The following is a 13447-nucleotide window of genomic DNA, read 5'->3' as shown; positions in this document are numbered from 1 at the left end:
GGGCTGCTGTCGCGGGGCTGCGCTTATTCCCCGGTGTGAAACGCCTGCATGCCCTGCATGCAGTACTGCAGAAAGCGGTTGGCGGACGGAGACAGGTAGCGGCCGGTGCGGGTGATCAGCTGCATCTCTGCCTGCTGGAACGGCGTGCTGTTGACGGCCACGGCGCGGACCCGGCCCTGGGCCAGTTCGGTGGTGATGGCACAGGGCGGCAGCAAGGTCACGCCCTGGTTGGTGGCGACAAAGCTGATCAGTACACTGATGAGATTGCTGGTCAGGGCAGGGGAGAGGCGGATCTTGTCCGCCTGCTCGGCATATTCCACCAGCTGGCGGATGCCGTAGACCCCTTGCAGCAGGGCGATGGGCCACTGCGTGAGCGCCTGCAGCGTGGTGTGCGGCACATCGGCCAGCGGGTGCTGCGGGTGGACGATGGCGTGCATGGGTTGGCGCGCCGCGCCGCGTGCCGTGATGTGGCTGTCGGCCGGCGGGTAGTAGACCAGGCCGATCTCGGCCTCGTCCTCGCGCACGCGGCGCATGATTTCGGTGGTGCCGTAGATCTCCAGCGAGACGCTGACCCCGGGGTGCTGCTGGCGGAACTGGCGGATCGGTCCGTCGATCAGCTCCTGGGCAAAGCCTTCCCCGCTGACCACGCTCACGCTGCCGCTGTGCAGGCCGCGCAGCGCATCCACCTTGGCCAGCATGTCGTGCTGGTGGGCGGTCTGCTGGCGGTGGTAGTCCAGGATCAGCTGGCCGGCCTCGGTGGGGACGACGCCGGTGCGGTGGCGCTCCAGCAGGGCCAGGCCCAGTTCTTCTTCCAGCAGGCTGACCTGGCGGCTGACGGCGGAGGGGACGATGCCCAGTTTTTCGGCCGCAGCGCGCACGGAACCACAGGAAACCGCTTCAAAAAGATAGCGTGCACGGGAGTCTTGAAAGGCTTGCATGGAGGTCACCAGGGGCGTAGATTGATGCGTGGTAATACTAATGTTCTTTTTTTTAGAACAGAAAACAAAACCACATGCAATAAACGCATTGCTATATTCGGCGCCCGTATGGGCAGGGGCTGGGGTGCCGGCTGGGTCTGCCATTTCGAGCCATCCATTGCGCGGCACAACGTGGGCTGCAGCGCAGAGAAAGACATTGATGAGTACAGCGATGCGGCCAGCCAAGGCAGCAATGAACATGGGTAGCGTGGTGCAGATTTTTGTGCTGGCGCTGGTGATTGCGGCCTTGTCCGAATGGCTGGGCCCATTGCCCATTGCCCTGGGCGTGGGCAAGGTGGTGCTGCTGCCGATGATCTGGGCGCTGCTGATCGGCCTGGTGCTCGGTCTGCTGCGCAAGCGCATGCCGGCGCCGCTGCAGGTCAGCCTGCACAGCCAGCATCTGGCGGCGGCGATTCTGTCGTCGGCGCTGTTCCTGTTCATCGCCAAGCTGGGCCTGCTGGTGGGCGGCTCGCTGCCGCAACTGGCCCAGGTGGGCTGGGGCCTGGTGCTGCAGGAGCTGGGCAATCTGGTGGGCTGCATTGCCTTGGGCATGCCGGTGGCGCTGCTGCTGGGTATCAAGCGCGAAGCGGTGGGTGCCACGTTCTCCATCGGCCGTGAGCCGGGTCTGGCCATCATCGGTGAGCGTTTCGGCATGGATTCGCCCGAAGGCCGCGGCGTGCTGGCCGAATACATCACCGGCACGCTGATCGGCGCGATCTTCATCTCGCTGCTGGCGGGCTTTGTTTCCAGCCTGAACATCTTCCATCCGCTGGCCCTGGGCATGGGCGCGGGCGTGGGTTCGGGTTCGATGACGGCCGCCGCCGTGGGCGCCATTGCCGCGCAGCATCCCGAGATGAGCGATCAGATCGCCACCTTCGCCGCTGCCGCCAACCTGATCGCCACCACGGTGGGGACCTACCTGACGCTGTTCATCTCGCTGCCTGTGGCCGTGTACGCCTACCGTGTGCTGGAACCGCTGCTGGGCCGCAACCGCAAGGCCGTGGCCGTGGAAGAAGCCAAGGCCGCTGCGGACGATGCCGAGGAAGAAGTGGTGCACGGCCCCGTGCTGGGCCTGGGCATGCGCCTGGCTTCGTGGGTGCTGGTGGGCGCGATGGTGCTGATCGGCAACCGCATCGGCTACGGCATTCCCGTGCTGGATGCCCTGCCGGGGGTGGTCATCATCATCCTGGCGGTGCTGGTGGGCGACCTGATCTACGTGGGTACTAAGCGCAAGCTGCCTGCCGTGTGCTGGATCTCGTTCATCGCCATGGCGCTGACCTTCCCCCACACGCCCTATGCAGCCGAAGTGGCCGCACTGACCGGCAAGATCAACTTCCTGGCCATGATCACCCCCATGCTGACCTTTGCCGGCCTGTCGCTGGCCAAGGACATCCCGGCCTTCCGCCGCCTGGGCTGGCGCATTGTGGTGGTGTCGCTGCTGGCCAATGCCGGCGTGTTCCTGGCCGCGACGATGATCGCCCAGACCTTTGTGCATACGCTGTAAGCACCGCAGGAGCAGAGCATGCAAACCATTCAATGGCCGGGTCAGCAAGAGCTGCAAGCCTGGCGCCATGACTTTCACCGCCATCCGGAAACCGCTTTCCAGGAGCACCGTACCAGTGCCCGCGTGGCCGAGCTGCTGACGAGCTTCGGCCTGGAAGTGCACACCGGGCTGGCCGGCACCGGGGTGGTGGCCGTGCTGAAGGGGGCGCTTGGCGCTGGCCCGTCCATCGGCCTGCGCGCCGACATGGACGCGCTGCACGTGACCGAGCTGAACACCTGCGAGCATGCCTCGCAGCACGCGGGCCGCATGCACGCCTGCGGGCACGACGGCCACACCAGCATGTTGCTGGGCGCGGCCAAGACGCTGGCGGCCCACCCGGACTTTGCCGGCACCGTGCACTTCATCTTCCAGCCTGCGGAAGAGAACGAAGGCGGTGCCCGCGCCATGATTGCGGACGGGCTGTTCCAGCGCTTTCCCATGGAGGCCGTCTACAGCATGCACAACTGGCCCGGTCTGCCGGTGGGTACGGCGGCGGTCCACAGCACGGCCGTGATGGCGGCATTCGACATTTTTGACCTCACGCTGATCGGCAAAGGCTGCCACGCCGCCATGCCCCACCTGGGCAAGGACGCGCTGCTGGCCGCCTGCCAGTTGGTGACCCAGTTGCCGGCGCTGATTGCCCGCGAGCAGGAGGTGCACAAGCCCGCCGTGCTGAGCGTGACCAGCTTCAACGCAGGTGACACCTACAACGTGATGCCCGAAGCCATCAAGCTGCGCGGCACCGTGCGCTGCTTTGACATGGCCCAGCGCGCGCGCATCGAGCAGCGTTTTCGCGATGCCATCAATGCGACCTGCGCGCTGCACGGTCTGGAAGCGAAGCTGGATTACCGCGTGAGCTACCCGGCCACCATCAACAACCCGCAGCACGCCGAAGTCTGTGCCGAGGTGTTGAACGGCGTGCTGGGCGATGGCAAGGTGCGCCGCGACATGGTGCCGAGCATGGCTTCGGAGGATTTCTCCTTCATGGCCCAGGAATGCCCCGGTGTCTACATCTGGCTGGGCAATGGGGAAGACAGTGCCTCGCTGCACAACCCCAAGTACGACTTCAACGACGCCAATCTGCCGCTAGGCGTGCGCTACTGGGTGGAACTGGTGGGCGCGCTGCTGCGCGAGGGCAAGCTGCCCAAGGCAGCCTCCGCAGTCTGAGGGCAGGGGCAGGGACCGCCGTCTGCCGGAACCCCCCATCCCAACCAAAAAGCCAGCGCACTGCCGCTGGCTTTTTTCATGGCCGGGGCCATGGGGGGCTGAGGGTCTGCACGCGCAGGCGCTACCGGCATGGCCGCAATCGCTGCCATCGCTGCCATCGCTGCCATCGCGGCCTTGGCGCAGTGGACCGCGATGGGATAGCCGTGCGCGTGGGGCTTACTGGTCGAACAGCGCCTGCAGCTGTTCGCGCTGCGCCTGGCCGGATTGCAGGGCCAGCATCAGCAGAATGCGTGCCTTGGGTGCTTTCAGGTCGCCGGCCATGACGGCGCCGGCGTCAAAGGAGGTCTTGCCGCCGCCTTCAAAGCCGTAGCTGGGCATGACGCGGCCGTTGTGCACGCGGGTGGTGACCACCACGGGCACGCCCTTGCCGATGGCGTATTTGGCGGCGTTCAGCATGGGGACATTCATATTGCCCATGCCCAGCGCGTCGATGACGATGCCCTTGACCCCCCGGTCCACGGCCTGGCGCAGTGCCTGGCCGTTGGCGCCGCCGTACATGGGGAAGATTTCCACTTCGGGCATGGTCTGGGCCTGGATGGCGATGTGCTGGCGGCGCACGGGCGCGCTGCCGTAGATCACGCGGTCGGGGTAGACCTCGCCCAGGAAACCGTATTCGCCGGAGCGGAAGGTTTCGACATTGGCGGTGTGCGTCTTGGTCACATAGCGTGCGGCGTTGATCTGGTTGTTCATCGCCAGCATGGCGCCCTTGTTCTGCGACTGCGGATCGACGGCAATGCGCACGGCGTTGAGCAGGTTGCGCGGGCCATCAAAGTCCGACACCGAGGCATTGCGCTGTGCGCCGATCAGCACGATGGGCTTGGGCGACTGCACGGTCAGGTCCAGCCAGAACGCGGTTTCCTCCAGCGTGTCGGTGCCGTGGGAGACGATCACGCCCGCCACTTCGGGCCGGGCCAGTGCGGCCTGCACGGCGGCGCTGAGCTGGACCCAGCGCGCTGGGTCCATATAGTCCGACGGCACATTGGACAGGTTGTTCACCTGGATCTGGGCGTACTTGCCCACATCGGGCACGGTGGCCAGCAGGTCGTCGCCGGAAATGGCCGGCACCGGCGCGTTCTTGACCGGGTCGATCTTCATGGCGATGGTGCCGCCGGTGGCGATGAACTGCACCGTGGGTTTGGCCTGGGCCAGGACGTTGCCCGCCAGCAAGGTGGTGGACAGCGCCACGGCGAGGGCCATGGCAGTGGGGCGCAAGCGTTGCATAGGGGTGTGTCTCCGAGAGAGGGATGTTTTGTCATGCGCCTGCCTTGCAGCAGGCCCAGCCATTGTTGGCGTGCTGGCGCACCGTTTTGGGGAGTTGGGCCTCGTGGAAATCCCGCAGCCGCCAGTGCGCGGCATGCGGCACGCTGGACGGGCCTTGTGCGGTGGCGGTCTGGCGCCTGGTGACGGTTTCCCTGGTGTCCCTCCGGATGCTCCTGTTTAAATAGCGGTATGTGTGCGCCATTGGTGGATGCGAGGCAGGTTGGATGGATAAGCCGGCGCTGTCCTGCAGGTGACGCGGGCGGCTGCAGGGCGCAGCGGGCGCGTAGTCCGCAGGTATGTTTTGTGCAATGCACAGGGCAGGGCCTGGGCCGCAGCGGCGCAGGCTGATCTCTCCCTCCACTTTGCGAATGCCTGCCATGACCCTCCAGCATGTGACTTTGACTTCCACCACCCCGGTGGGCGCCCCGCGCGCCGCTGGCAGCCCGGCGCCGTGCGTGCTGCCAGCGCGGCCGGAGCCGGTGGCGTTTGCTGCGGCGCAGTCCGCGCTGATCGTGGTGGACATGCAGAACGCCTATGCCTCGGCGGGCGGCTATGTCGACCAGGCGGGGTTCAGCGTGGCCGGCGCGCAGGCGGCGGCTGACAAGATCCTGCAGGCCATCAGCGCCGCACGCGCGGCGGGCATGCTGGTGGTGTTTCTGCAAAACGGCTGGGACGCCGACTATGTGGAGGCGGGCGGCCCCGGATCGCCCAACTGGTACAAGAGCAATGCGCTCAAGACCATGCGCAGAAAGCCCGAACTGGCGGGCCGGTTCCTGGCCAAGGGCGGCTGGGACTATGCGCTGATGGACTGCATGCAGCCCCAGCCCGGAGACATTGTGGTGCCCAAGGTGCGCTACAGCGGCTTCTTTCACAGCCAGCTGGACAGCGTGCTGCGTGCACGGGGCATCAACACCCTGTTCATGACCGGCATTGCCACCAATGTGTGCGTGGAGTGCACCTTGCGTGACGCCTTCCACCTGGAGTATTTCAGCGTGCTGCTGGAGGATGCCACCCATGCGCTGGGGGGCGACAGCATGCAGCAGGCCACGGCGTACAACGTGGAGACCTTCTTTGGCTGGGTCAGCCAGGTGCCAGCGTTTTGCAGCGCCCTGCAGGCCGAGCCGGCGATGGCCTGAGAGAGGCAGAGCGCGACCGCTGTGCCAGTGCAGCGGCAGGTGTCTGCCGGGCAGCATGGAAGCCTGGTTGCCAGTTGGGGTGTAAAAACAGGATAAATGTTGATTTAGTCAACATTTCAATGCGATAATTTGTTGATTAAATCAATCAATATGCGCATGACCACTCCTTCGTCTTCCACCCCGTCCCGCTGGAAACTGCACCGCCGTTTTGTGCCGGTGGTGTTTGCCTTCTACATGTCGCTGATCATGGCGCTCCTGATGTGCGCCACCATCGTCGGGGTGCAAAGTGGTTTCGATGCCGGTTACTGGTCGCGCGTGCTGCAGGCCTACATGCTGGCCATGCCGGTGGCTTTCTGCTGTGTGATGGTGGTGCGGCCCTTTGTGATGCGCCTGGTGGCGCTGACCGTGCATATCGGCAACTGAGATTCGCCAGGGCGCCATGGCGTCCTGGCGTCTTTATGCCTGCTGCGGAACTGCGAAAACCGCCGCCTTCCGTGCTGACCCTCTGGTGTGGGAGGCCTGCATGTGGAAGCCTCGCGCACTGTCGGGGTGCTGATAGCCGGTGCTCACGCAGGTCTTGTCGCCTAGGCGTCACTGCGTAATCGGTATCGATTTCTACACTCTTTGTCACCAAATAACTATTAGGAAGACAAAGAAAATGAGTATCTCGCGCAGAACCGCTCTGCAGGCGGGCGTGTCGGCCGTGGCCGGCACCTGGCTGGGCACCGCTCCATCGCTGGCGCAGGCCAGCAAGCCCTTTCCCACCCGTGCCATCAAGCTGGTGGTGGCGTTCCCGGCCGGGGGGCCGACCGATCTGACCATGCGGCAGCTGGCAGAGAACGCGAGCAAGGTGCTGGGCCAGCCCGTCATTGTGGAAAACCGCCCGGGCGCCTCCGGCTCGTTGCCTGCGGCCCAGCTGCAGTCCACCCAGGCCGACGGCTACACCCTGGCCCAGTTGCCGATGAGTGTGATGCGCCTGCCTTTCACCACCGGCCTGAAGTGGAACCCGGTGGAAGACCTGAGCTACATCCTGAATGTGACCGGCTATGCGTTCTGCATGGTGGCCAGCACCCAGTCGGGCCTGAAGAGCTGGCAGGACGTGGTGGCCTGGGCCAAGGCCCATCCCGGCAAGCTGACCATTGGCAACACCGGCACCTACACCTCGCCGCATGTCACGTCGGCCATCATCGCCCAGCAACTGGGCCTGGAAGTGGTGCATGTGCCCTACAAGGGCTCGGCCGAGCTGATGCGCGCCACCATGTCCGGCGAGGTGATGGTGGCGGCCGATACCAGCGCCGTGATTCCCTATGTGGACCAGGGCCGCATGGTGGCGCTGAACGTGTGGACCGAAAAGCGCCTGCCCACGCTGCCCAAGACGCCCACGCTGATCGAGCTGGGCCTGCCCACCACCCAGTATTCGCCTTTTGGCCTGGTGGCGCCCAAGGGCCTGCCCAAGGATGTGCAGGCCCGGTTGCACGACGCGTTCAAGCAGGCCATGGAGATGGAGAGCTACCAGGCCATGCTGCAGCGCTTCGAGATGCTGCCCATCTACATGGACAGCGCGCGCTACAAGCAGTTTGCCCAGGAATCCACCGTCAAGGAAAAGGCCGCGCTGGCCAAGCTGGGCCCGCAGGCCTGAGCCAGGTTGGCTGGATCGCCATGTGCTGCGTCAGCGCTGCCAGAGCGCTGACGCGCACTGGCCGGCGAGTGGACAGGTTCTGGCGGGGCCGACCGGTGCCAGAAGGCGTGTGTCGGCACTGCTGCTAATGGACCTGACCGCATTGCAGCTCGGTTGGCAGGTGCGGGTCGATCCGCTCTTTGCACAGGGCGGCGTATTTCTGCTTCCATTCGGCCCAGGTGTGGCGGGCGGCCTGCGGGTCGGCACGCAGGCTGTCCACGAGTTCATGGATGCGCAGCAGGTCCTCGGGCGGTGGGCCGGGCACGTGCCGGGCCCATGCGGCCATGTCCCTGGAGAGGGGAGATTCTTCCAAGGCTTTCACTTGCGCGAGCAGCTGGTTCGGGGCTTGCTGCGCATCGTTTGTGGCGTGGGACGGGTCTTGCCGGACGGCTTCGTGGAAAAAGCCGTAGACGGTGCTCAGGCACAGGGAGACGAGGCAGGCGGTGAGCAAGCGCAGCACAGGGTGGTTCCTTCCTGCAGATGGGGCGGGGACTGTCCTGGCGGAGTGCGCACCGGCGCAGCCCGGCATGCTCAAGGACAGGGCGCCCACCTGGGAATCTAGCGGTATTGCGGGGGCGGGCCATGCGCTGCATATGCAAAAGGCGCAAGCAAGTGTTGTGAAGCGCCGCAGTCGCAGCGATCCGGGCATGAACGGGCGACCGTGGGCGGAAGGCGGAGACGGACTGTGGCTAGCGGCCCAGCAGCCGCCCGTCGTAGACAAAACGCCCGTGGTCCACGGCGGTGATCCGGACCGCATCCGGGTGGGCAGGGTTGAGCAGGTAGTTGAATTCCTGCGGAATGATGACCGAGGGCACGCGCAGCACGGCGCTGCGCAGGCTGCGCGCCCAGCGGGAGCCGTAGTCGGCCGCACTGGGGCTGTCCGGGCGTGCGTTCCAGCGGGCCGGGGGCGTGGCGGTTTCGGCGGTGGCCCACACGGCGGCGGGAATCTGCACCTCGATCAGGTAGCGGCGCAGGGGCAGGCCGCTGGCGTTGAGGTGCACCACGGTTTCCAGGCAGGCCAGCGCGATGGAGCTGGCGCAGTACACCATGGGCACGGAGGGCCGGTTCCAGCGCCCGCCATGGATGGCCATGCCTTTGCCATCCAGGTCGGTGGCTTTCCAGGCCGGGCCCTGGGTGGCAATGCGCCAGACCGACACCGGCGGGGTGGCGGCCTCAGGCATAGGCGCCGGAGATCATGCGGTGCAGCAGCGATTCCACCAGCGCCACGCCCGATGCGGTGTCCAGGTAGTTGGCGGGCTTGTCCCCGCCCAGTGCCGGGTTGGCCTGTTCCAGCCATTGGCCCAGCCATTGGCCGGCGTCGAAGCCCTGGGGGTCGCCATAGTCCTGCACCATCTGCTGCACCATGCCGATGAGGCGCTGCATCTGGAACAGGCGTTCGCTCTGGTCGCTGTCCAGCACCTCGGCGCCCTTGATCTTGCGCAGCACCGTGGACTTGGGGAAGCCCAGGATGTGGATGGTGCGGTCCACGCTGAGCTGCAGGGCGGACGCCATGTCCGACACGTCCTGGGCGCGCAGGCCCTGGCGGATGACGGCAATGCGGTCCTGCACCGGCATGGCCAGCGCGTCGGCATACGGGCCCGTGGCGGCGCCTGCCCGAGGGCCTGTGCGGCGGGTGGCCGCACGCACCGGGACGCGGGCCGGTGCGCCGGTCCGGGGCGACCTGGGGGAGGCAGGGCTGGCAGACTGGGTGGCACGGGTCATGGCGGGGTTTTGCTCATTTGGATGGTTTGATTATCTCAAATGAACAGAAAAGGGCAAGCCGTGCGGGGAGCGCTGGCCGCCAGCCCGGGCCAGCGTACGGCCTTACTTGAAGATGGTCACCGGCATCTCCGCCTGCAGCCGGATCTGGTCGATGTTGGCTTCACCCTGGGCCTTGTTCGTGCGGTGCACGCCATAACGCAGCTGCAGCGACAGGCCCTTGGCGCTGCCTTGCTGCACGGTGTAGCGCAGCACCAGATCGCGCTCCCAGTGTTTGCCGCCGGTGCCGGTATAGCCCAGGTAGTTGGCGTAGACGCTGTTGAGGCGGCGGTTGTCGACGCCGGAGCCCCGGGTATAGGCCACGCCGGCGCTCAGGCCAGGGGTGAGGAGGCTGCCCAGGTCCACGTGGTACTGGAGCTGCCACGAGGCTTCCTGCGCGCCGTTGAAGTCGGACAGCTGCATGGCGTTGTCCAGCCAGATGGAGCCCCGGTTCACATAGTCGAAGGGGTTGTCGCCGTTGACCTTCTGGTAGCCCAGGCCCAGCTTGTGGGGGCCGAAGGCGTAGCTGCCCAGCAGGCTCCAGGTGGTGGTGGCGATGTCGCCCGCCCGCGCCTTGCCGGTGTCGGTGCTGCGGTAGACATTCAGGTTGAAGGAGAGGCTGCGCTGGTCTGCCAGCGGCAGCTTGTAGAAGCTGCCCAGGTACCAGGTGTTCCAGTGGTCCTCATAGCGGCCGTAGTAGCTGCTGAGCGATAGATTGGGAACCGGGGTGTTCCAGGCGCCGCCGAGAAAGCTGAAGGCGTCGCCGTTCACGCCGGAATAGTTGGCCAGCAGCTTGCCACCATTGCTGCGGGCATTGCGGTCCGCCCAGCGGGTAAAGCGGCCGGCTTGCAAGGTGACATTGGCAATGTCGCTGCTGGTGATTTGCCAGCCCCGGTTGCTTTCGGGCAGCAGGCGGGTGTCGGAGGAGCTGAAGATGGGGTTCTTGGTGCGCATCTCCCCCAGCTTCAGTTCCGTGGAAGACACCCGCAGCTTCAGGGCGGCACCGGCGCGGCCAAAGCGGTCGGCGATGTCCTGGCCGTCCTTGGCGACGTAGCGCGGCGTGGCGCGCGCGCTGTCTGCCTCGGTGCCCAGGTTGAGGGCTCCGTAGGCGTGGGCGTCCAGCCCCACGCCGACCAGGCCGCGTGTGTAGCCGGACTGGTAGTTCAGCATCAGTCCATAGCCCGATTCCCGGGCCTGGGTCTGGCCGCGCACCCCGTTGGCTGCACGGAAAGTGCTTCCTTTTTGGTAGTCCAGTTGTTCGCTCAGCACGCGGTTGAGCATGGTCAGGCTGCTGCCCTCGGTGAAACCGGTGGCGTCATCCTGGGCGCCGGCACAGGCGGCGCCGGTGGTGCAGAGCAGGGCCAGGCTGAAAAGGTGGGGAGCGGTAGGTCGGCGCATGGAGGGGCTGGATGGATGGGAATGGTGGCCGGCGCAGCGTGCGCAGGAGGATGGACTGGGTTGTGAACGATGGGTGCGCCGTGCGGATGCCTGCGGCGTTTATCTGGCAGCGGCCGTGGCGCGGGAGACAATGCCTTCAAAGCGCTGGCGGGCTTGCTCCGGCACGTCCTGCGGCACCACCAATTGGGAGAGCGGAGCGTCGCCCACCCGCACCAGCATGACCATGCCCATGGCGTAGTGGGGCTGGCACTTGATGCCATACAGACCGGGCTGGGTCAGGGTGACGGCAATCTCTTCGTTGACCTTGCCCCGAAACGCGGTGGCGCCGGCCGGTGCCATGCCGGCAATCGAGACGGCGTCGTGGCCGTTGCTGGTTGCCAGGAACTTGATGGTGTCGCCGGGAGCAGCCTGGATGAATTCGGGCTCGTAGACCATGGCGCCGTGGGGCCCCCGGTTGAGCATCTTGACTTCGAAGGTTTCGGCACTGGCCCCGCTGGCGGCGCAGCAGCACAGCGACAGGGCGGCCAGACGGGAGGCAAGGGAAGCGGTCATGGGCAAGGCTTTCAGGGCAAGGGGGTGGTCAACGGCCGCAGGCGCAGCACGCGGCTGCCGTCAAGGGGGTCGGTCAGGCTGTGGGCCTGTACCTGGAAGACGGTCTGCAGCAGTTCCGGCGTGAGCACTTCGTCGGGATGGCCCAGGTGCACGAGCCGGCCCTGGTGCATCACTGCCAGCCGGTCGCATGCCAGGGCCTGGTTCAGGTCATGCAGCGCAATCACCTTGGTGGTGGGCAGGTGCTGCACCAGCTGCATCAGCGACAGTTGCTGGTGGACGTCGAGGTGGTTGGTGGGTTCGTCCAGCAGCAGCACTTCGGGTTGCTGCGCGAGGGCGCGGGCAATGTGCGCGCGTTGGCGCTCGCCGCCCGAGAGGGTGTGCCAGGTGCGGTGCGCCTTGTCCTGCAGGCCCACGGCTTCCAGTGCGTGGTGCACGATGTCCCGGTCCCGCGCAGAGAGCGGCTGCAGTGCCGACAGCCAGGGGGTGCGCCCCAGCTCCACCGCATCCCAGACGGTGATGGCATCCTGGGTGTGCGCGCTTTGCGCCACCAGCGCCAGTTGGCGGGCAACGCTGCGGCGCGGCATCCGGTGCAGGGCCTGCTCCCCGAGCCGCACTTCACCGGTCTGCGGGCGCAGCAGGCCGGACAGCAGGCGCAGCAGGCTGGATTTGCCCGAGCCGTTGGGGCCGATCAGGCCCAGCATTTCCCCGCAGTGCACCTGCAGCGAGACGTTCTGCACGATGGGTGTGCCCTGGGCATGCCAGCTAAGCTGGTGCGCCTGGAGGGCAATGGCGGGCGGCGTGGATGCCATGGGTACAGGGGGCGTCTTCATGTCCGGCGCCCCTGTGACTTGAGCAGGATGACCGCAAACACGGGGGCGCCCACCAGGGCCGTGATGACGCCGATGGGCAGGACCTGGCCGGCGATCAGCGTGCGCGAGACGACATCGGCGGCGATCAGAAAGACTGCGCCAATCAGTGCGCTGGCGGGAATCAGGCGGCGGTGCCGGACGCCGACCAGCAGCCGCGCGGCATGGGGTATCACCAGCCCTACAAAGCCGATGGCTCCCACGATGGAGACCATCACGGCCGTCATCAGTGCGGCCGCCAGCAGCAGTGTCAGCTGCACCCGGCGCACCGGAATGCCCAGTGCGGCAGCGGATTCGCTGCCGAAGGTGAAGGCATCCAGCGCACGGGCATGCAGCAGGCACAGTAAGGTGCCGGTGCCGGCGACCGTGGCGGTCAGCAGCGTATCCGGCCAGCGCACGCCGCTGAGGCTGCCCAGCAACCAGAACATGATGCCGCGCGCCTGTTCGGCGCTGCCGGACTTGGTGATGATCAGCGAGGTCAGGGCGTTGAAAAGCTGTGATCCGGCAATGCCTGCCAGCACGATCTGCCCGCTGTTGCGCAATCCGCCGTTGCCGGCGGCATGGGCCAGCAGGGCAACCAGGGCAAAGGCGCAGACGGCACCGAAGAAGGCGCCGGTGGTCATGGAGATGGCGCCTGCACCCAGGCCGGCCACGGTGACCAGCACCGCACCGGTGGAGGCGCCTGCCGAGATGCCCAGCAGATACGGCTCGGCCAGCGCGTTGCGCAGCAGTGACTGCAGGATCACCCCGGAAATGGCCAGGCCCGCGCCGCAGCCGGCGGCCACCAGCGCCCGTGGCAGCCGGTAGTTCCAGACAATGCCCTGGGTGATGGGGTCGACGGCGGAGAGAGGCTGGCCCAGCAATTGGTGGGCCAGTACCTGGAAGACGGTGTGCGCAGAGATGTCGGTCTCGCCGATGGCAATGCCCAGCACCACCGCTGTCAGCAGCAGGGCGGCGGCGGCCGCCACCACCCCGGCCGTGCGCAGCAGCCTGGCGCCAGCGGTGTGGGCGTCTGTGCGGGGGCGTGCAATCTCTGCGTGCATGGAAATACG

The 13447-nt window shown here is 66.4% G+C and carries 14 protein-coding genes; 5 read left to right on the top strand and 9 right to left on the bottom strand.

Features of this window, described 5'->3' with window-relative positions; genetic code table 11:
- Positions 1 to 23: 23 nt before the first annotated feature.
- Entirely contained in the window at positions 24 to 938 is a 915-nt protein-coding gene (locus B3349_RS11740) for a LysR family transcriptional regulator (protein ID WP_291588800.1), read from the bottom strand.
- Positions 939 to 1137: 199 nt separating this feature from the next.
- Between B3349_RS11740 and B3349_RS11735 the strand changes: the two genes are divergently transcribed.
- Both B3349_RS11735 and B3349_RS11730 read left to right on the top strand, forming a co-directional pair.
- On the top strand, positions 1138 to 2481 hold the full coding sequence (locus B3349_RS11735; RefSeq protein WP_291588798.1) for a DUF3100 domain-containing protein: 1344 nt from the start codon (positions 1138 to 1140) through the stop codon (positions 2479 to 2481).
- Positions 2482 to 2499: 18 nt separating this feature from the next.
- On the top strand, positions 2500 to 3687 hold the full coding sequence (locus tag B3349_RS11730; protein ID WP_291588796.1) for a M20 aminoacylase family protein: 1188 nt from the start codon (positions 2500 to 2502) through the stop codon (positions 3685 to 3687).
- A 216-nt stretch (positions 3688 to 3903) separates the two neighbouring features.
- Here B3349_RS11730 and B3349_RS11725 read toward each other — a convergent pair whose 3' ends face one another.
- Positions 3904 to 4968 carry an asparaginase gene (locus B3349_RS11725; protein ID WP_291588794.1) on the bottom strand — a complete coding sequence of 355 codons (1065 nt, stop codon included), beginning with the start codon at positions 4966 to 4968 and terminating at the stop codon, positions 3904 to 3906.
- Between the two features lie 416 nt (positions 4969 to 5384).
- On the opposite strand from B3349_RS11725, the gene B3349_RS11720 reads away from it, so the two are divergent.
- The 3 genes from B3349_RS11720 (at position 5385) to B3349_RS11710 (ending at position 7782) form a co-directional block, all read left to right on the top strand.
- Positions 5385 to 6143 carry an isochorismatase family protein gene (locus tag B3349_RS11720; RefSeq protein ID WP_291588792.1) on the top strand — a complete coding sequence of 253 codons (759 nt, stop codon included), beginning with the start codon at positions 5385 to 5387 and terminating at the stop codon, positions 6141 to 6143.
- 156 nt (positions 6144 to 6299) lie between these two features.
- Positions 6300 to 6566 carry a DUF2798 domain-containing protein gene (locus B3349_RS11715; protein WP_291588791.1) on the top strand — a complete coding sequence of 89 codons (267 nt, stop codon included), beginning with the start codon at positions 6300 to 6302 and terminating at the stop codon, positions 6564 to 6566.
- Between the two features lie 241 nt (positions 6567 to 6807).
- On the top strand, positions 6808 to 7782 hold the full coding sequence (locus tag B3349_RS11710) for a Bug family tripartite tricarboxylate transporter substrate binding protein (RefSeq protein WP_291589212.1): 975 nt from the start codon (positions 6808 to 6810) through the stop codon (positions 7780 to 7782).
- Between the two features lie 124 nt (positions 7783 to 7906).
- Here B3349_RS11710 and B3349_RS11705 read toward each other — a convergent pair whose 3' ends face one another.
- From B3349_RS11705 to B3349_RS11675, 7 genes are all read right to left on the bottom strand, one after another.
- Positions 7907 to 8281, bottom strand: coding sequence for a hypothetical protein (locus B3349_RS11705; RefSeq protein ID WP_291588789.1), 375 nt, complete (start codon positions 8279 to 8281; stop codon positions 7907 to 7909).
- Between the two features lie 229 nt (positions 8282 to 8510).
- Positions 8511 to 9002, bottom strand: a complete 492-nt coding sequence (locus B3349_RS11700) for an RES family NAD+ phosphorylase (protein ID WP_291588787.1) — start codon at positions 9000 to 9002, stop codon at positions 8511 to 8513.
- Positions 8995 to 9543 carry an Xre family toxin-antitoxin system antitoxin gene (locus tag B3349_RS11695; RefSeq protein WP_291588784.1) on the bottom strand — a complete coding sequence of 183 codons (549 nt, stop codon included), beginning with the start codon at positions 9541 to 9543 and terminating at the stop codon, positions 8995 to 8997. Before B3349_RS11695 ends, B3349_RS11700 begins: the two co-directional genes overlap by 8 nt.
- A 102-nt stretch (positions 9544 to 9645) precedes the next feature.
- Positions 9646 to 10977 carry an OprD family outer membrane porin gene (locus B3349_RS11690; RefSeq protein WP_291588781.1) on the bottom strand — a complete coding sequence of 444 codons (1332 nt, stop codon included), beginning with the start codon at positions 10975 to 10977 and terminating at the stop codon, positions 9646 to 9648.
- Between the two features lie 99 nt (positions 10978 to 11076).
- On the bottom strand, positions 11077 to 11529 hold the full coding sequence (locus tag B3349_RS11685; protein WP_291588779.1) for a pseudoazurin: 453 nt from the start codon (positions 11527 to 11529) through the stop codon (positions 11077 to 11079).
- A gap of 11 nt (positions 11530 to 11540) precedes the next feature.
- Positions 11541 to 12338: an ABC transporter ATP-binding protein gene (locus B3349_RS11680; RefSeq protein ID WP_291588777.1), complete on the bottom strand. Its 798-nt coding sequence runs from the start codon at positions 12336 to 12338 to the stop codon at positions 11541 to 11543.
- A 17-nt stretch (positions 12339 to 12355) separates the two neighbouring features.
- Positions 12356 to 13438: a FecCD family ABC transporter permease gene (locus tag B3349_RS11675; protein ID WP_291588775.1), complete on the bottom strand. Its 1083-nt coding sequence runs from the start codon at positions 13436 to 13438 to the stop codon at positions 12356 to 12358.
- Between the last annotated feature and the right edge of the window lie 9 nt (positions 13439 to 13447).

The sequence above is a fragment of the Comamonas sp. UBA7528 genome, assembly GCF_002479375.1.
In the GTDB taxonomy this organism is placed as follows: Bacteria; Pseudomonadota; Gammaproteobacteria; order Burkholderiales; family Burkholderiaceae_C; genus Comamonas.
This window is presented reverse-complemented; position numbering and strand designations above follow the sequence as displayed.